Source organism: Brevundimonas sp. (assembly GCF_036659295.1).
Classification (GTDB): domain Bacteria; phylum Pseudomonadota; class Alphaproteobacteria; order Caulobacterales; family Caulobacteraceae; genus Brevundimonas.
The window spans coordinates 18001-35048 of record NZ_JAVXCU010000023.1 but is presented as its reverse complement, the minus strand read 5'-3'; the positions used below and the strand labels follow the sequence as shown (position 1 = coordinate 35048).

Annotated in this window: 19 protein-coding genes and 1 tRNA gene; 11 read left to right on the top strand and 9 right to left on the bottom strand. The window is 60.9% G+C overall.

Annotated features, from left to right (window positions below):
* The coding region (locus RSB01_RS06390) for an N-formylglutamate amidohydrolase (RefSeq protein WP_332625199.1) at positions 1-595 on the top strand (595 nt) is incomplete at its 5' end.
* Positions 596-859: 264 nt separating this feature from the next.
* Here RSB01_RS06390 and RSB01_RS06385 read toward each other — a convergent pair.
* A complete protein-coding gene (locus tag RSB01_RS06385; protein ID WP_332619887.1) occupies positions 860-1546 on the bottom strand; it encodes a DUF599 family protein in 687 nt (228 codons plus the stop codon).
* A 122-nt stretch (positions 1547-1668) separates the two neighbouring features.
* Between RSB01_RS06385 and ppa the strand changes: the two genes are divergently transcribed.
* From ppa to RSB01_RS06360, 5 genes are all read left to right on the top strand, one after another.
* A complete protein-coding gene (ppa, locus tag RSB01_RS06380; protein ID WP_332592236.1) occupies positions 1669-2211 on the top strand; it encodes an inorganic diphosphatase in 543 nt (180 codons plus the stop codon).
* Between the two features lie 108 nt (positions 2212-2319).
* Positions 2320-2577: an Lrp/AsnC ligand binding domain-containing protein gene (locus tag RSB01_RS06375; protein ID WP_167174663.1), complete on the top strand. Its 258-nt coding sequence runs from the start codon at positions 2320-2322 to the stop codon at positions 2575-2577.
* 98 nt (positions 2578-2675) lie between these two features.
* Positions 2676-3854, top strand: a complete 1179-nt coding sequence (locus tag RSB01_RS06370) for an acyl-CoA dehydrogenase family protein (RefSeq protein ID WP_332591269.1) — start codon at positions 2676-2678, stop codon at positions 3852-3854.
* Between the two features lie 5 nt (positions 3855-3859).
* Positions 3860-4978: an acyl-CoA dehydrogenase family protein gene (locus RSB01_RS06365; RefSeq protein ID WP_332591270.1), complete on the top strand. Its 1119-nt coding sequence runs from the start codon at positions 3860-3862 to the stop codon at positions 4976-4978.
* Between the two features lie 125 nt (positions 4979-5103).
* Positions 5104-6267: a patatin-like phospholipase family protein gene (locus tag RSB01_RS06360; protein ID WP_332591271.1), complete on the top strand. Its 1164-nt coding sequence runs from the start codon at positions 5104-5106 to the stop codon at positions 6265-6267.
* A gap of 12 nt (positions 6268-6279) precedes the next feature.
* On the opposite strand, the gene RSB01_RS06355 is transcribed toward RSB01_RS06360, so the two are convergent.
* Both RSB01_RS06355 and RSB01_RS06350 read right to left on the bottom strand, forming a co-directional pair.
* The gene (locus RSB01_RS06355) at positions 6280-7089 is read right to left on the bottom strand and encodes an RNA methyltransferase (protein ID WP_332591272.1); all 810 of its coding nucleotides are present in this window, start codon (positions 7087-7089) and stop codon (positions 6280-6282) included.
* Between the two features lie 84 nt (positions 7090-7173).
* Entirely contained in the window at positions 7174-8208 is a 1035-nt protein-coding gene (locus RSB01_RS06350) for a S1/P1 Nuclease (RefSeq protein ID WP_332625197.1), read from the bottom strand.
* 413 nt (positions 8209-8621) lie between these two features.
* Between RSB01_RS06350 and RSB01_RS06345 the strand changes: the two genes are divergently transcribed.
* Positions 8622-9188, top strand: coding sequence for a 3D domain-containing protein (locus RSB01_RS06345; protein ID WP_332591274.1), 567 nt, complete (start codon positions 8622-8624; stop codon positions 9186-9188).
* A gap of 70 nt (positions 9189-9258) precedes the next feature.
* Here the strand turns inward: RSB01_RS06345 and mscL are convergent, their stop codons facing one another.
* From mscL to aroA, 6 genes are all read right to left on the bottom strand, one after another.
* On the bottom strand, positions 9259-9660 hold the full coding sequence (gene mscL / locus RSB01_RS06340; RefSeq protein WP_332591275.1) for a large-conductance mechanosensitive channel protein MscL: 402 nt from the start codon (positions 9658-9660) through the stop codon (positions 9259-9261).
* A gap of 65 nt (positions 9661-9725) precedes the next feature.
* Positions 9726-10016 carry an integration host factor subunit beta gene (locus RSB01_RS06335; RefSeq protein ID WP_332591276.1) on the bottom strand — a complete coding sequence of 97 codons (291 nt, stop codon included), beginning with the start codon at positions 10014-10016 and terminating at the stop codon, positions 9726-9728.
* A 235-nt stretch (positions 10017-10251) separates the two neighbouring features.
* On the bottom strand, positions 10252-11949 hold the full coding sequence (gene rpsA, locus RSB01_RS06330; RefSeq protein ID WP_332625196.1) for a 30S ribosomal protein S1: 1698 nt from the start codon (positions 11947-11949) through the stop codon (positions 10252-10254).
* Between the two features lie 226 nt (positions 11950-12175).
* Positions 12176-12826, bottom strand: a complete 651-nt coding sequence (gene cmk / locus RSB01_RS06325) for a (d)CMP kinase (RefSeq protein WP_332591892.1) — start codon at positions 12824-12826, stop codon at positions 12176-12178.
* Positions 12823-13116: a hypothetical protein gene (locus RSB01_RS06320; RefSeq protein WP_332591890.1), complete on the bottom strand. Its 294-nt coding sequence runs from the start codon at positions 13114-13116 to the stop codon at positions 12823-12825. Before RSB01_RS06320 ends, cmk begins: the two co-directional genes overlap by 4 nt.
* A gap of 16 nt (positions 13117-13132) precedes the next feature.
* Positions 13133-14425: a 3-phosphoshikimate 1-carboxyvinyltransferase gene (gene aroA, locus RSB01_RS06315; RefSeq protein ID WP_332625200.1), complete on the bottom strand. Its 1293-nt coding sequence runs from the start codon at positions 14423-14425 to the stop codon at positions 13133-13135.
* A 162-nt stretch (positions 14426-14587) separates the two neighbouring features.
* Here aroA and RSB01_RS06310 point away from each other — a divergent pair, with 162 nt between their 5' ends.
* The 4 genes from RSB01_RS06310 (at position 14588) to RSB01_RS06295 (ending at position 17041) form a co-directional block, all read left to right on the top strand.
* Positions 14588-15043 carry a TIGR02300 family protein gene (locus tag RSB01_RS06310; RefSeq protein ID WP_332591891.1) on the top strand — a complete coding sequence of 152 codons (456 nt, stop codon included), beginning with the start codon at positions 14588-14590 and terminating at the stop codon, positions 15041-15043.
* Positions 15044-15166: 123 nt separating this feature from the next.
* Positions 15167-15242: transfer RNA gene (locus RSB01_RS06305), tRNA-Ala, on the top strand.
* 94 nt (positions 15243-15336) lie between these two features.
* Positions 15337-15951 carry a thermonuclease family protein gene (locus tag RSB01_RS06300; RefSeq protein ID WP_332590445.1) on the top strand — a complete coding sequence of 205 codons (615 nt, stop codon included), beginning with the start codon at positions 15337-15339 and terminating at the stop codon, positions 15949-15951.
* A 178-nt stretch (positions 15952-16129) separates the two neighbouring features.
* Positions 16130-17041 (top strand): 2-oxoglutarate and iron-dependent oxygenase domain-containing protein, encoded by a 912-nt coding sequence (locus RSB01_RS06295; protein WP_332590448.1) that lies wholly within the window; start codon positions 16130-16132, stop codon positions 17039-17041.
* Positions 17042-17048: the final 7 nt, after the last annotated feature.

Genomic DNA, 17048 nt, shown 5'->3' with positions numbered 1-17048 from the left:
AGAAACCGATCTGGACCCGTCCCTGATCGGTGACTGCCCGCTGCTGGAGCCATCGCCCAAGACACTGGCGGGCTATGGTGTGCTGCATCGTCTGGCCAGTGACCGGCAGCCTCTATACCAGCGGCGGCTGACATATCTTGAGGCCCGTGCGCGACTTGATCGCGTCTATCGACCCTATCATGCTGCCCTTGCCGGACTGATGACACAGGCGCGCGACCAGTACGGGCAAGCCCTGCTGGTCGACTGGCACTCCATGCCCCAGAGGGCCACGGGCGCAAACGGCCCCGACATTATTCTGGGCGATCGCCATGGCACCAGCTGCGACGTGGTCTGGACACGCACCCTGCGCACCCTGTGCGAGGCGCAAGGCTGGCGCGTCGGTTTGAACCGTCCCTATGCGGGCGGTTACGCCACCCAGAAATGGGGCCGTCCCGACGAAGGGCTTCACGCCCTGCAAATCGAAGTCAATCGCCGCCTGTACTGGGACGAGGTCCACCACCAGCCCGCCATCGGCTGGAAACGCTGTCACACGGCGTTGAAACGGGTGATTGCCGAACTGGGCCGCATCCATGCCCAAACCCTCGACGGCGCATAACCTGACCCAAGGCCAAGCTGGAAAACGCAAAAAAAAGCCGCGCCAGAACCGGCGCGGCTATATAAAGTCTATAGGGAGGAAACGCCCAGGAAGGGCGAGACGCCCGAAAGCGTCGAAAATCAAGTTAGGTTGCACTGCACAAAATATCAAGCCTCGGATTCACGGCTTTGTTTCACACCCTGTTTCAAACCCTGAAATAATTGGCCAAATTCGTTACATTTCGACGTTATTTGGCATAATTTCGCGCCCACACACGACTAAGGTCTAAGGGCGTTCCAACAGACGACGGGCCGCACGAACCGCACGGGCCGATGGTGATGCCGACTGGCGCCACAATAACAGGCTCGTCACCATGATCACCGCCAGCAGCAGCCACACCGAGCCGAACATCCATACCGCCGCCGCAAGCGCGAAATAATAGCCCCGCTCGCCCCTGTTGAACGAGGACAGGGCCGGATTGAGCACCTTGCCCACCGCCGCCCCATAGGATGCGCGATCGGCTTCTTCGTGCACTTCGGGGGCGGCCCCGATCAGGGCCACCGTATAGTTGAGCTGTCGCAGGGCCCAGATAAAGTCCAGAAGCCCCCGCGCCAGACACAGCAGGATCAGGGCCAGCTTGGCCTCCATCACCTTGATGGTCGTCACCTCGGCCCCCAGAGCGGCAATATTGCGCAAGGCGACATCCCCGCCGAACAACACGCCCGCCACTGCCGCAATCAGCAACAGGTTGGTCGAGGCAAAAAACGAGGCCGACGAAATTGTGTGCCCCATAAGCTGGGCATCCACCAACCGCATCTGGCGATTGGTCATGGCATTCATCCAGCTGTTGCGTACCGTCAGCATGTCGGTGTTCAAAGTGCCGCCGCGTCGCGACAACGCCCCCAGCACCGGATCATAGCCCAGCCAGGCGATGAAAAAGACGACCAGAGCGACCCAATCCAGTACCGACATCGACCTCAAAGCCTCCCGAACACCATTGCCGCACCCACAACCAAGCCGTGACGCTTGCCGTCGGCCCGCGCAAAGCTTATCACGCCCGCCAACATCTTTCGCATCTGCAATAGAGCACAACTATGAACATCGACGCCATTCCGGTTGGTAAGGACGCCCCGTGGGACGTTAACGCCATCATTGAAATCTCGGCTGGCGGCTCGCCTGTCAAATACGAGATGGATAAGGAATCGGGCGCTCTGTACGTCGACCGCTTCCTGTCGACCCCGATGATCTATCCGGCCAATTACGGCTTCATCCCGCACACCCTGTCGGACGATGGCGATCCTTGCGACGTTCTGGTCCTGACGCCCTATCCGGTTGTTCCGGGCAGCGTCCTGCGCTCGCGTCCGATCGGCGTGCTGATCATGACCGACGAAGCCGGTGGCGACGAAAAGATTCTGTGCGTGCCGGTCGACAAGATGAGCCCGTTCTATTCGGACATTAAGTCGTACGAGCAACTGCCGGCTATCCAGCTGCAGCAGATCGAACACTTCTTCACCCGCTACAAGGATCTGGAGAAGGGCAAGTTCGTCAAGATCGACCGTTGGGGCACGGCACAAGAAGCAGCCGACCTGATCGTGGCCGGTCAAGCCGCACACCAAGCCAAGCTGGCCGCCAAGTAAGCGACCGCTACAAAATGATCTGGGGCGCATCCGGCAACGGCTGCGCCCTTTTTCTTGGCCGTAACCGCAGCCTCACGCTAAAGAAGCCTGACCAAGGAGAATACCACCATGATGACCGCCATCTTCGTCTTCATCAAATGCGAGCTGGGCTATGCCAATGACGTAGCCGCCGATCTGGTGGACAATGTCGAAAATGTCAGCGAGGTCTATTCCACCTCGGGCCAGCACGACCTTCTGGCCAAGTTCCACCTGCCCAAGGATGCCGATATCGGCACCTTCGTCACCAAGCAGGTCCAGACCCGTCCGCATATTCGCGACACGTTTACGGTCATCACCTTCTCGCCCTTCCTGCCCACGAAGGGGTGATCGCGCGGTTTGATCTAGACCGTAGCCAATCGAAACCCATGTGATAACGTCGATCCCGAAAGTGGCCCACAGAGGCCGCCGCAAGGGGAAACGTGCCTATGAGTGATCCGGAAATCTTCCGCCTCGAAGTGCGGAACTGGCTGGAAACCAACTGCCCACCCGAAGTGCGCGGGCCGGTCGAATCTGAAAACGATCTGATCTGGGGTGGTCGCAACGCCACCTTCAAAACCCCCGCCCACAAGGCGTGGATGGATGCCATGGGGGCCAAGGGCTGGACCGCCCCCGAATGGCCCGCCGAATATGGTGGCGGTGGCCTTACCCGCGAACAGGCCAAGATTTTGCAATCCGAGCTCCGCCGCATCAAGGCGCAACCGGCCCTCAGCAGCTTTGGCATCTGGATGCTTGGCCCTGCCCTTCTGGCCTTCGGCACCGAAGAGCAGAAGCAAAAATACCTGCCCCCTATCGTGCGCGGCGAAATCCGCTGGTGTCAGGGCTATTCGGAACCGGGCTCGGGCTCGGACCTCGCCTCGCTGCAAACTCGTGCCGAGGATATGGGCGACCACTGGATCGTCAATGGCCAGAAAATCTGGACCTCCTATGCCGATCTGGCCGACTGGATCTTCTGTCTGGTCCGCACCGACCCGTCGAACAAACACCGGGGCATCAGCTTTGTCCTGTTCGACATGCAAACACCGGGCGTCACCACCCGCCCCATCCCGCTGATTTCAGGCAAGTCGCCCTTCTGCGAGACCTTCTTCGACAATGTCCGCGTCGAGAAGGAAAACCTCGTTGGTGAACTGAACCGTGGCTGGGACGTCGCCAAATATCTGCTGGCCCACGAGCGCACCATGATCGGGGCTATGGGCGAAGGCATTGGTCGTCCGCTGGGTGAGGTCGCCCGCGACAGTCTCGGTACAGACGACCAAGGCCGTATCGATGATCCGATGCTGCGCGCCCGCATTACCGAATGGGATGTGGACGCCGCCGCCTTCAAGCTGGCCATGGACAGCGCCGTCGACAAGATGAAGGCCGGTCAGGCCCATCCAGCCCTCGCCTCGGTACTGAAATATTACGGTTCCGAACTGAACAAGCGCAAATACGAACTGCTGATGGCCGCAGGCGGTATCGACGCACTGGAATGGGAAGGCGAGCGCTCGCAAGAGGGCGAAACCGCCCGTACTTGGTTGCGCACCAAGGCCAACTCCATCGAGGGCGGCACCACCGAGGTGCAGCTCAACATCATCGCCAAACACCTTCTGAACCTGCCGGGAGCATAAAGACCATGGCTTTGATCCTGACAGACGAACAGGTGATGCTGAAAGATGCCGTGGACGGCTTCCTCGGCGAGCACGCCCCGATCAAACACTTGCGCCAACTGCGTGACAGCCACGATGCCGACGGCCTCGCGCGCGATCTCTGGCAACAGTTTGGCGAAATGGGTTTTGCCGGTGTCCTGATTGACGAGGAGCATGGCGGCTCAAACCTTGGTGCCGTCGAGGCGGGCGTGATTGCCGAAAGCCTTGGCCGCACCCTGACCCCCTCGCCCTTCTTTGGCAGCGCGGTCCTGTCGGCCAGCGTGTTGCAGGACGCCGGATCGGACGAACAGAAATTCTGGCTATTCAAGATCGCGGCAGGCGAGGCCATTGTCTCGCTGGCCGTCGATGAAGGGGCCAAGCACGCCCCGCACCGCATCCAAACCCGCGCCGAGCGTAGCGGCAACGGCTTCAAACTAAACGGGGCCAAAGCTCTGGTGCTGGACGGCCACATCGCCGATACCCTGATCGTCGCGGCCCAAACCGATGAAGGCCTCAGCCTGTTCCTTGTCGATCCCGCAACTGCGGGCATCGCTATCGAGCGCACTGTCATGGTCGATGCCCACAATGCCGCCCGTATCACCTTGAAGGATGTCGAGGTCGATGCCGACGCCCTGATCGGCGAGGTCGGCGCAGGCCAGCCCGTACTGGACAAGGTCCTGTCACTGGGCCGTGCCTGTGCAGCGGCGGGTCTGAACGGTGCGGGCGATCAGGCCTTTGCCATCACCCTCGACTATCTGAAAACCCGCCAGCAGTTCGGCAAGCTGATCGGTGAGTTCCAAGCCCTGCAGCACCGCGCCGCCCATCTCTATACCGAACTGGAACTGGCCAAGGCTGCGACCCTCGGGGCCCTGCAAGCCATTGACGACGGCAAGGAGACGGCCAGTCTGGCCGCCTCCATCGCCAAGGCCAAGTCGGGCCGCGTGGCCGAACTGGCCGTACAGGAGGGCGTACAGATGCACGGCGGGGTCGGCATGACCGATGCCTTCGACATCGGCCTGTACATGAAAAGGGTCAGGGTGCTGAACGAGACGCTGGGCGACAGTCATTTCCACGCCGAACAACTCGCCCGCGCCCGCAACTACTAGAGTCTGATCCGTTGAGGGGGAATCGCTTCGCGATTCCTCCGATGCGGTAAATCAGGCTCCAGATTCAAGCGATCATGCTCTGGGCGGCGCTTGCCAAGTGGCGTTTGACTGGAGAAAGTCGAGGCATGGTCAAGCACCCTGCCTCGACACCCTCTTCGCCCCCTCGCTCTCCGCGGGGTCGCAAGCCCTATCCGCCCGCGTCTAACGCGGCGGTAAAGGGCTTTAGCGATATCCGGCTTTGCCCCGCCACGGCCGAGACCGCGCTTCAGGCTGCTGCCGACCGGCTATCCCTGCCACGCTCCAACTGGACATCGGAACGGTTCGACATGCTGGCCCTGTCGGGCGGCGCGGCGGGCGGTGCCTTTGGGGCAGGCGCTTTATGCGGCTGGAGCCAGTCCGGCACCCGCCCCCAGTTCGCCTTTGTCACCGGCGTCAGCACGGGTGCTCTGATCGCCCCCCTCGCCTTTCTGGGGCGTGACTGGGACGACAAGCTGCGTGATGCCTATACGGGCGGTCATGCCCGCTCCTTGCTGGACCCGCGCCGTCTGGCCCCCGTCCTCAGCGGCGGCCTGTTGCGTGGCGAGGCTCTGGAAGCCCTGATCACGCCCTTTGTCGACCATGACCTCATCAAGGCCATCGCCCGCGAACACGCACGCGGACGGCGTCTGCTGGTGGCCACCACCGACCTCGACAGCCAGTCCGCCTGTATCTGGGATATGGGGGCGATCGCGACACATGGCGGCGATGCGGCGCTGAAACTGTTTCGCGACATCCTGATCGCTTCGGCCAGTCTGCCGGTCGTGTTTGCGCCACGTCTGATCGATGTCGAGATCGACGGCCAGACCTATCAGGAAATGCACGTCGATGGCGGACTGGCCTCGCCGCTATTCCTCATGCCCGAAACCATGATGCGCTGGCAAAAGCTGGGGCGCCGCCTCAAGGGTGGGCGTGTGCATGTGATCGTCAACACGGTGCTGGATCCGGCCCCGCGCACCACTGCCCCCAATATGGCTACCATCACGGTTCGCAGCTTCGAGGCCATGCTGAGGTTTTCCTATCGTCAGGCCCTCAACACGGCGGTCACGTTCTGTGCGGCCCGAGGACTGCCGCTCAGGATCGCCTCGATCCCGTGCCTACCCGAGGGTACCAATCTGATGAATTTCGACACACCGGCCATGCAGTCCCTGTTTGAAACCGGACAAAGCATGGCACTGGACGGCAGCCTATGGACCACTGCCGTCCCGTCTCAGGGGTTTGAACGCATACGAGACGCCCTCAACCCCCGATAGGACAAACGGCCGTCAGACGTCCTTCTTGCCCTCGGCAGCCTTGCTGGCGGCCTGGGCTGCCAACTTGGCCAGTACGCGACCACGGCCTTGCGACAGAGCGTGGATCACGCCCCTGAAGGTCGCCACTTCCTGCTCGGTAAAGGCCGCACGCCCCAGCATGACGCGCAGGTTCTGGCTCATGGAGCGCTTCTTCTCGGGCGGATGGAAGAAGCCGCCATTATCCAGCTCTGTCTCCAGATGCTCGTACATACCGACCAGGAGTTCGTTGGAGGCAGGCGGCTCGCTCTCGCGGAAACGCGGCGGCGGGGCATCGAGTATAAGAGTGCGCCACTCATAGGCATTGATGGCCACGGCCTGTGCCAGATTCAGTGAGTGGTGGCGCGGATCAATCGGGATGGTGGTGATGCCAGCACACAGCGCAATGTCGGTCGTTTCCAGACCGGCACGCTCGCCCCCGAACAACAGACCGCATTTCAGACCCGACGCCGTCTCGTCATAAAGGATGCGGGCGCTTTCACGCGGTGTGCGCACCGGCTGACGCGTCTCTCGCGGGCGGGCGGTCGTTGCGAACACCACATTCAGGTCGTGGATCGCATCGGCCACCGTGTCGAACACCTTGATACCGTCCAGCACCCAGTCCGCACCCGAGGCGGTCGCCCAGGCCCGTTCTTGCGGCCAGCCGTCACGCGGATTGACCAGTCGCAGCTCGGACAGACCAAAATTGGCCATCACACGTGCCACCGATCCGATGTTGTCGGCCAGTTGCGAGCGGTCGAGGATCACGACCGGAGGCGTAAGGGGGCTGGGGTTTTGTTCGCTCATAGCCGCTTCCTTAAACGCGAAGACCGCCCCTGCGAAGGCAGGAGCGGTCCCATTCATACAATTGGCGAATGTTTCGCCCGATTTTTAGTCTTCGCCGATCAGGGCAATCCACGGATCGACACTGCCAGCCTCGACCTCGGCCACCTTGACGGCGGGCCAGCCGACCGATGTGGTCCCCGACACATTCCATGCCGCCACGGTAAAGTCGCGTACCTGCTCGGCCCCAGCGGCCAGACGCTCGTTCACAAAGGCAATACCGCGCGGGTCAGTGCCATCGAACGCGCCATCCTTTTCCATCCGGTAGAACGGGATCACCGTCCCCAGAGTCGTGTTCAGGAATGCACCGGTGCGGGCGCGAACATTAAAGCCCTCGACATTCAACGGAGCCATCGCTGCCGACACGGTCGCCGGATTCAGGTTGCGCGACGTAAAGGCCCCTTCGAACTGGCCATGCGTACGGCGCGAGGTCGTAAAGCCTTCCGGATTGGTTTCACCGGCCCAGCCATTGAAGTGGATGGTGGTGTGGTGCGGCTGGGACGCATCGCCCAGATAGTGGCTGAGGATACCGATATCGCGCAGGATCAGTTGTTCGCGGCGCAGACGGTCGGCGCGGTACCATTCGCGCTTGGCCAGATCCGTCTCGCGCGCCTCGGCCGCATTCAGTACGCGCCAATAGGCAAAGTCGCGTTCCAGATTCTGCCACCCATCCATGATCGCATAGGGCAGATAGCCCGCCTTATCGACATCCAGTCCGGCCTTGGTCAGGGCGGCATCATATTCAGACTTCAGACGCGGCAGGTTTTCCATCGTCATGCCGCGATGGTCCATGACGCGGCCCTCGTCATCCATATCGACAAAGTGGGCAGTATCGCGTTCGCGGTCATGCGGCTGGCCGGCACCCTTCCAGCGATCCGGTTCGCGCGAAAACTCGCCGACATCGGACGCGGCACCCGGTGTCCGCAAGAAGCCCGGCAGGGTGTCAGGCAGGGCACGCATGGCGCTCACGCCAATAACGCGGTGTCCCGATGCCCCCCAGGCCACGACCTGCGCGGCAGGCACAGCCACCAGCATCAGGGCGGCAGCGGCAGAAATCATCAGGTGCTTGGTCGATCGCTTCATGGCGAACTCCGGTGGATAGGGTCAAATCGTGTGCCGATTTATCCTATCCGGACACAGGCCGCTACCGATCCGCTTCATACGCCCCTGTTCGCGCTCGAATTTCGACGGTTAAAGAAATCTGTAAGGACAGTCTATTTGCGCTTATGAACGGAAATCTTCGCAATAAAGTTTTCACAACGCCGTGATCAGAACTTTTTATCGAGTTGATCGGACAGAAAAGAATAGCAACATTGATAAATACTGTATTCATAGCCAGACCCTATTCTAGCCATTAGGGTCGATATGCTGTCACAATGCCTGTCGTAAGTGCGACCTTCCTCTCGATCATCTCATTTGACACTATTTCGCCACATTCCACCGTCAAAAGCTCCCTGCCGGTGAGCGTTGGTGCCGGTGCCTCTCATGTGAATTAGATGCTGAATACGGTCGCCGCTCTGGCCGCCCTGTGGGCCCTGTCGTTCGCTACCACTAGCGGACCTGTCCCCTACGAGACTGTTGTTGCAAACGAAATTGCTACCGCGTCTCTCGCTGCCGAAGTCGACACCGAAGCCGTCGCTGCCGTTGATAACGCGGCACTCAGCGACGAACAGCAAGCTCACATGGATTCCGAAGCCGACTGGCGTGCCTCGGCCCGCCTCTATCACGCAGGTGGTGGTGGCGCGACCGGCAACGATTCTCTGGGTTGCCGCCCGATCGCCATGCGCACCGTCGCTACCGATCCGCGCGTTATCCCGCGCCGTACCCGCCTGTTCATCCGTGAAACCGTTGGCCTGCAAATGGCAGACGGCACCAAGCACGATGGTTACTGGTATGCCTCGGACACCGGTGGCGCGATCCGCGGTTCCAAGATCGACCTTTATACCGGCCATGGCCGCGGCTCGATGCGTCCGGCCATGCCGCTGAACATGAAAACCCTGACCGTTGTGGATGCCGGCGACTTTGACGGCTGCCCGCCCGCCTGGGAAACCGCTTCGAACTGATCGGGTCCGAAGATACAAAAAAGGCCGCCGGAGCGATCCGGCGGCCTTTTTGTTTGCGTGAAAGTCGTCCCTAAGGACGCTTTTTCAGTTCGTCGCGGATTTCGACCAGCAGAGCTTCGGTGGCCGTCGGTGCGGCCGGAGCTTCTTCCTGCGAGCGACGCAGCTTGTTGACCAGCTTGACCATCATAAAGATGACAAAGGCCACAATGATGAACTGGATACAGGTGTTGATGAAGGCACCGTATTCGATCACCGCAGGGTCACCCGTCGGGTTCGTCGGATTGACCGGCAGGGTGTATTTCAGAGCGGCAAAGTCCACTCCGCCAATCAGCCAGCCAATCGGCGGCATGACAACCTGATCCACCAGACTGGTAACGATCTTGCCAAACGCCCCGCCGATGATGACACCGACCGCCAGATCGACGACATTACCGCGAGCGATGAATTCCTTGAACTCGCTACCCAGACTCATTGATTTGCTCCCTTAGGCAGGCGCGATATCGACCGCACCATAATCTGATCCTCCTATAGGGAAGATCAGGCGTCTCCAGAAGCGTTCAGACGTACACGCAGTTCCTTGCCGCTTTTGAAAAAGGGCACGGCCTTGGCAGGAACTTCGACGGTTTCGCCCGTGCGCGGGTTACGTCCGGAACGGGCCGGACGGCTACGAACCGAAAATGCGCCAAAGCCCCGTAGTTCGACACGGCCGCCCTCGGCGAGCGCTCCGGTCATCTGTCCAAGAATTACATTCACTACGCGTTCGACTTCGGCATGCGTGAGATGCAGATTCTCAGCTGCCAGCTTCTCGATCAGTTCGGACTTGATCATTCAAGGCCCCCGCCCGTGCTTCATTGGCGTATTCGCCATTCCGGACCACCACCTAAACACCTGATGACTTTGGAATAAAGGGGTAAATTGCATCTCGCAGAACGATTTTCTGCGATTAGCCCGCAAATCTATGCCCCGACAGCAGAACAAAGAAAAGGGCGACCGGATTGCTCCGGTCGCCCTCGTCATTTCCGCACTATGGCCTTGAGGGCCACAGCAGGGGTCGCTTCAGGACTTAGTCCTTCGAGGCGTTCTTCAGGGCTGCGCCCAGAATGTCGCCCAGCGAAGCGCCCGAGTCCGACGAACCGAACTGCTCGATGGCTTCTTGCTCGTCCTTCATTTCGAGTGCCTTGACCGACACCGAAACGCGGCGCGTGGCCTTGTCGACGGTGGTGATCATGGCGTCGATACGATCGCCAACATTGAAGCGTTCCGGACGTTGCTCGTTACGGTCGCGCGACAGGTCCGACTTGCGGATGAAGGCGGTGACCAGAGCGTCGTCTTCACCGAACTTGACTTCGATGCCGCCGGTTTCGATGGCCGAAACGGTGACGGTGATTTGTTGGCCACGCTTGTAGACGTCGCCTTCCATCGGGTCAGCGCCCAGTTGCTTGACGCCCAGCGAGACGCGTTCTTTTTCGATGTCGACATCAAGAACCTTGGCCTTGATGACTTCACCCTTGCGGTAACGCTGGATGGCTTCTTCGCCCGACACGTTCCAGTCCAGGTCCGAGAGGTGGACCATGCCGTCGATGTCGTTGTCCAGGCCGACAAACAGGCCGAACTCGGTGGCGTTCTTGACTTCACCTTCAACGGTCGAGCCGACCGGGTGAGCTTCAACGAAAGCTTCCCACGGGTTGGCTTGAGCTTGCTTCAGGCCCAGCGAGATACGGCGCTTGGCGCTGTCGACGTCCAGAACGATGACGTCCACTTCTTGCGAGGTGGAGACGATCTTGCCCGGGTGGACGTTCTTCTTGGTCCAGGACATTTCCGACACGTGGACCAGACCTTCAACACCGGCTTCCAGCTCAACGAATGCGCCGTAGTCAGTGATGTTGGTGATGCGACCGGTGTACTTAGCGCCGACCGGGTACTTGGCTTCAACACCATCCCACGGATCCGACTGCAGTTGCTTCATGCCCAGCGAGATACGTTGGGTGTCCGGGTTGATCTTGACGATCTGAACCTTGACGGTGTCGCCAACAGCCAGGACTTGCGACGGATGCGACACGCGCTTCCACGACATGTCGGTGACGTGCAGCAGGCCGTCGATGCCGCCCAGGTCAACGAACGCACCGTAATCGGTGATGTTCTTGACGACGCCTTCACGGATTTCACCTTCTGCCAGCTGACCGACGAGTTCGGTACGCTGTTCAGCACGGGCTTCTTCCAGGATCGCACGACGCGAGACAACGATGTTGCCGCGCGGACGGTCCATTTTCAGGATGGCGAACGGTTGTTCTTTGCCCATCAGCGGGGTGACGTCGCGTACCGGACGGATGTCGACTTGCGAACCCGGCAGGAAGGCCGAAGCACCGCCCAGATCAACAGTGAAACCACCCTTGACGCGGCCGACGATTGCACCGTTGACCGGCTGACCTTCAGCGAAGACGGCTTCCAGACGGGTCCAGGCTTCTTCGCGGCGAGCCTTGTCGCGGCTGATGACGGCTTCACCCAGGGCGTTTTCAACGCGTTCCAGGTAAACTTCGACGTTGTCGCCGACCTTCGGAAGGACAGCGCCTTCGCCTTGGCCGAATTCGCGCATGGCGATGCGGCCTTCGGTTTTCAGGCCGACGTCGATGATGACGATGTCTTTTTCGATGCCGACAACGCGACCGTGAACGACTTGGCCTTCGCCAAGGTCGCGGCCTTGCAGTTGTTCGTCGAGCAGAGCGGCGAAATCATCGCGGGTGGGGTTAAAGGTTTCGGTCATATGACTCTTGGGGTTGATGGGAATGGGTCTTTGCGAGCGATCACTTTTGACAGTGGCGCACGCGAAGGGGGTGAACGGTTGGGATAGATCGTGACGATACGAGGCGCGCAAATAGGCGGCTTGAAAGCCCTAATGCCCGCAGTTGCCGAGGTACAACGCGTTGGAATTGCATAAGAACTGCGGTTCCGATCCGGCGGAAACGTCCTTGACGTTCGGGCCGTTATGATCAGATGCCGTGCTTTGCGCGCGCTGTCTCGACGATACGGCGGGCCGCATCGAAGGCGGCCTCTATACCCATATCAGTCGTGTCCAGCAAGATAGCGTCGTCAGCTTGTACCATCGGTGCGGAATCGCGACCGGCATCGCGCGCATCGCGTTTGCGGATATCGGCCAGCATTTCTTCTAACGAAATCAGGATTCCACGCGCATTCAGCTGTTTCCAGCGGCGCTCGGCCCGCACTTCGGCAGAGGCTGTCACGAATAGTTTCGCATGGGCGTCGGGCGCAATCACCGTGCCGATGTCACGACCGTCCAGAACGGCACCACCGGCTTGGGCGGCAAAATCCTGTTGCAGCTTCAACAGCGCCTCGCGCACAGCCTTGTGACCGGCCACGCGGCTGGCGGCCTCGCCTGCCTCGCCCGTGGTCAGGCGGGCATCGTCCGACAGGCCCTCGGCTTTCAGATTGCGCGCCACCTCACCGGCAACCGCCTCGTCGGCCAGATCACCACCGGCGTCCAGAACCCCCATGCCGACTGCGCGGTACAGCAACCCCGTATCCAGATACGGCAGGCCATAATGATCGGCCAGACGCGAGGCGATCGTGCCCTTGCCGGATGCGGCAGGACCATCAACGGCGATGACGAGGGACTGTGTCAGGGTACTGACTTTCTAGAAAAGGCTTGGAAGGCAGCAAACAGGCAGATCACGGCCAATCCTGCTGCCAGCAAAATCGAGAGCCCGAAAAAGCCGTTTAGCGTCCAAAATACAAGAGGGTTCTCGCTAACATCGATGTCCGGACCGCGACGGTTGCGGATAGATCCGCGCTCCAGAATACCCAGCAAGCCGCGTACGCCCTCGAAAACGCACCATGACAGAAAGCCACCCGCGGCAAGCGAGGTGATCGCATCACGCCAGTGGTTCCCTTTGGTCTTTTGCGGGTTCGTCACGACGGGAATGCTCCTGTCAGCCGATCTTGGCACCCAAGCCGTTCATCAAGGCCACGAATCCGGGGAACGACGTTGCGATCATTTCCGGATCGCGCACCGCCACCGGATGCTCGGCCGCAAGACCCAGCACCAAATGGCTCATGGCAATACGGTGATCGTGCGCGGTATCGACAGTCGCCCCGCCCTTGACCGGACCCCCGGTGACAATAAAGCCTTCCGGCTCTTCGTCGACCTGAACGCCGCAGGCGCGCAGTCCCGCCGTCATCAGGGCGATACGGTCGCTTTCCTTCACGCGCCTTTCGCCCAAGCCGCGCCTCACCGGCTGCCCTTCGGCAAAGGCCGCTGTAGCGGCAAGGATCGGATATTCGTCGATCATGGCCGCGGCGCGCATCTCCGGCACCACAATGCCCTTCAGTCGGGAATAGCGGGCCGTAACATCACCGACCTCTTCGCCGCCCGCCATCCGGCGGTTGCTGATGGTCAGGTCCGCGCCCATGTCGATCCATGTATCGAACAGCGCCGCACGCAACCGGTTCAGCATCACGCCTTCGACCGTCACTTCCGAGCCCGGCACGATCAGGGCCGCCGCCAGCGGGAAGGCCGCAGACGACGGATCGCCCGGCACCGATACCGAAGTCCCGTGCAGCGACTGGCCGCCCTCCAGCGAAATCACCCAGCCCTCGCCCAGAGCTTCGACGCCGACCTTGGCTCCGAAGGCGCTCAGCATCCGTTCGGTATGGTCGCGGCTCTTTTCGGGCTCGGTAATGCGGGTCGTACCCTCGGCATTCAAAGCCGCCAGCAGGATGGCCGACTTGATCTGGGCCGAAGCGACGCTCTGCACATAGTCGATCGCCGTCAGCTTGCCGCCCTTGACCTCGACCGGCAGACGATCCTCGACCAACTTCCAGTCAAACCGCGCGCCCATCGTGGCCAGAGGTCCGGTCACGCGCTTCATCGGACGCTTGCGAAGCGACACGTCGCCGTCAAAGGTCACATTCACCGGATAACCGGCCACAGCCCCCATCAGCAGGCGCACACCGGTTCCCGCATTTCCGCAGTCGATGGTGTCAAACGGCGATTGCAGGCGCCCCTTGCCGGTCACCTTCCAGTGACCCTGACCGATTTTTTCGACCTTGGCCCCGAGCGAAGCCATGGCCCTTGCCGTCGCCAAAATATCATCGCCTTCCAGCAAGCCATCGATCTCGGTCACACCCTCGGCCATTCCGCCAAAGATGAGACTTCTGTGAGAGATAGACTTGTCTCCGGGGGCCTTCACCGTCCCTGTCAGGGCCGGACTTGTGGACGCGATAAAGGTCTTGGATTCGCTCACCCGGCTACTCGCCTCCGATTACATCTGGAAAACAGGACGCAGGCGCGTCACATAAAGGCTTTTGACAGTGGGCTCATCGGGTGGCAAGGGAGCCGACCGATTTCCCGAGTTTCAACTCCACTCCCGCCGAAGGTTTAATCCGTGGCTAATCCTGAACTGGGCCAAAAGCAGCTCTGCCCGAACTGCCAGGCCAAATTCTACGACCTGAACCGTCGCCCGGCACGTTGCCCCAAGTGCGCAACCGAGTTCGACCCGATGGAAGAGGCTCTTAAGAGCCGCCGCGTCCGTCGTGGTGCCGGCTATGCCGCCGACGAAGAAAGCGAAGATCAAGTCGCCGACAAGTCGGCCGACACTGAGGAAGAAGAAGAAGACGATGGCGAAGGCTCGACGCCCGAGATCGATCAGGAAGGCCACGAGCCGATCCTGACGCCGGACGACGACGACGCCGACCCGACCGACGACGACGCTGGCCTCAACACCACCGACGGCGACGACGACGTTCTCGACGAAGATGACGACTCTGTGCCGTTCATCGAAGACGAAGACGACGACGGTCTGGAAGAAGAACTTACCAAGCCTTCGCTCGACGACGAATAAAAACAAGGTTCTGAAAACTAAGCGGAAAAAAGTTTTCAGAACCGCTTGACCTTCCGGTCGGAACTCCCTAGTTTCCGCCACCTCGACGGGGCCACAAGCCCTACGGGACCGACCGGAAGGTTCGGGGCTTTAGCTCAGTTGGTAGAGCGCTTGCATGGCATGCAAGAGGTCAGCGGTTCGACTCCGCTAAGCTCCACCATCAAAGGCCTCGCGCTAACCCGCGAGGCCTTTGTCCTATCTGGCTCCAAGATCGTCTAGAGTGCGCCCTCCCTGACGATTCGACGATTGCCCCCATGTCCCGCTCCAGCCGCTCCAATGTCGTCCGCTTGCGCCCGCGCAGCCCGACACCGCCCCGTCGTCCCAAAATGCCGAAAGGCCCGCTGGCGATCGGTCTGGTTCTGCTGGCCCTGTTGGCGATCTGGCTGGTGTCGCAATATGGCGAAAAGGTAGGCCTGCCCGCACAGGCTGTGACCGCCGCCCAACAGATCGGGCGCACCATTTCACCGGCCATGGCTCCGGCCCCCACCAACGAGACTCTGGCCCGCAAGGCCGATTTCACCTGCCGCGTCGAGCGGGTGAACGATGGCGATACCCTGCGCTGCAAGGATGGCACGCGCGTGCGCCTGCATGCCATCTCGGCCCGCGAGCGTGACGAGACCTGCTCGCAGGGGCACCCCTGCCCTGCGGCCTCGGCCGCCACCTCGACCGAAGCCCTCAAGCGTCTGGTGCAGAACAAGACCCTGTCCTGCCAGAATATCGGCCAAAGCTATGAGCGCGTGACCGCCATCTGCTGGACGCCCGACCATACCGAGGTGAACTGCGCCATGGTGGAAAGCGGCAATGCCGCCTTATGGCCGCGCTTCCATCGCGATGTGCCCATCTGTCAGGCCACACCTGACGCCCTATAGGTTGATCCAGATCAGATTCCGGCCCGATCCTTACGGCCTTTGGCCATGTGGCTGCCTTTTGGCCACATATTGCTGTAAGACGCGGGCCATATTTCTGGTTTAGAGGCTGACTGTTGTGAGCACCATCACCGCCCAAGCTGCCGAAGGCAGCAACACCAAGGCCATCGTGCCGGTTTCCATGAACCGCTATGATGCCGATTTTCAGGGCTTTGCGGACGAACTGGGCGCGTCCTTTGCCCGCTACGGCTTTGCCGTTGTTTCGGACCACGGTCTGGATCAGGCCGTCATCGACGCCGCCATTGCCGACGCCAAGGCCTTCTTCGCCCTCGATGAAGACACCAAGCGCCAATACCATCAGGCGGGCACCGGCGGCGCACGCGGCCTGACCCCGTTTGGCGTGGAAACCGCCAAGGGTGCCACCGCGCACGACCTGAAAGAGTTCTGGCACACCGGCCGCGAACTGCCGGAAGGCCACGCCTACAAGAAATACATGCGCGACAATGTCTGGCCGTCGGAAGTCCCGTCGTTCCAGCAGAATGTCTATGGCATGTTCGACGCCCTGGACGTTCTGGGTCGCCGCATCCTCAAGGCCATCGCCCGCTATCTGAAGCTGGACGACGACTATTTCGAGGACAAGGTCCAACTGGGCAACTCGATCCTGCGCCTGCTGCACTATCCGCCGGTTCCGGCCGATGCCGGTGGCGTGCGCGCCGGTGCCCACGAGGACATCAACGTCATCACCCTGCTGCTGGGTGCCGAAGAAGCCGGTCTGCAACTGAAGGATGCCGACGGCGAATGGCTGGACATCGCTCCGCCCGCAGGTGCCCTGGTCATCAATATCGGTGACATGCTGCAGCGTTTGGTCAATCACGTCCTGCCTTCGACCACCCACCGCGTGGTCAATCCGGCACCGGAACGTCGTGGCTTTGCCCGCTATTCGACCCCGTTCTTCCTGCACTTCAATCCGGACTTCCCGATCGAGACCCTGCCGTCGACGATCAGCGAGGAAAACCCTGATCGCTATGCCGGCAAGACCATTCTGGCCGAGGACTTCCTCACCCAGCGCCTGCGCGAGATCAAACTGATCTAAGCGACCA

What these genes read in the sequence shown, in the direction of transcription:
- RSB01_RS06385 (WP_332619887.1), bottom strand. Translation starts at nt 1,546, where the DNA reads ATGTCGGTACTGGATTGGGTCGCTCTGGTCGTCTTTTTCATCGCCTGG.
- ppa (WP_332592236.1), top strand. Translation starts at nt 1,669, where the DNA reads ATGAACATCGACGCCATTCCGGTTGGTAAGGACGCCCCGTGGGACGTT.
- RSB01_RS06375 (WP_167174663.1), top strand. Translation starts at nt 2,320, where the DNA reads ATGATGACCGCCATCTTCGTCTTCATCAAATGCGAGCTGGGCTATGCC.
- RSB01_RS06370 (WP_332591269.1), top strand. Translation starts at nt 2,676, where the DNA reads ATGAGTGATCCGGAAATCTTCCGCCTCGAAGTGCGGAACTGGCTGGAA.
- RSB01_RS06365 (WP_332591270.1), top strand. Translation starts at nt 3,860, where the DNA reads ATGGCTTTGATCCTGACAGACGAACAGGTGATGCTGAAAGATGCCGTG.
- RSB01_RS06360 (WP_332591271.1), top strand. Translation starts at nt 5,104, where the DNA reads ATGGTCAAGCACCCTGCCTCGACACCCTCTTCGCCCCCTCGCTCTCCG.
- RSB01_RS06355 (WP_332591272.1), bottom strand. Translation starts at nt 7,089, where the DNA reads ATGAGCGAACAAAACCCCAGCCCCCTTACGCCTCCGGTCGTGATCCTC.
- RSB01_RS06350 (WP_332625197.1), bottom strand. Translation starts at nt 8,208, where the DNA reads ATGAAGCGATCGACCAAGCACCTGATGATTTCTGCCGCTGCCGCCCTG.
- RSB01_RS06345 (WP_332591274.1), top strand. Translation starts at nt 8,622, where the DNA reads ATGCTGAATACGGTCGCCGCTCTGGCCGCCCTGTGGGCCCTGTCGTTC.
- mscL (WP_332591275.1), bottom strand. Translation starts at nt 9,660, where the DNA reads ATGAGTCTGGGTAGCGAGTTCAAGGAATTCATCGCTCGCGGTAATGTC.
- RSB01_RS06335 (WP_332591276.1), bottom strand. Translation starts at nt 10,016, where the DNA reads ATGATCAAGTCCGAACTGATCGAGAAGCTGGCAGCTGAGAATCTGCAT.
- rpsA (WP_332625196.1), bottom strand. Translation starts at nt 11,949, where the DNA reads ATGACCGAAACCTTTAACCCCACCCGCGATGATTTCGCCGCTCTGCTC.
- RSB01_RS06300 (WP_332590445.1), top strand. Translation starts at nt 15,337, where the DNA reads ATGTCCCGCTCCAGCCGCTCCAATGTCGTCCGCTTGCGCCCGCGCAGC.
- RSB01_RS06295 (WP_332590448.1), top strand. Translation starts at nt 16,130, where the DNA reads ATGAACCGCTATGATGCCGATTTTCAGGGCTTTGCGGACGAACTGGGC.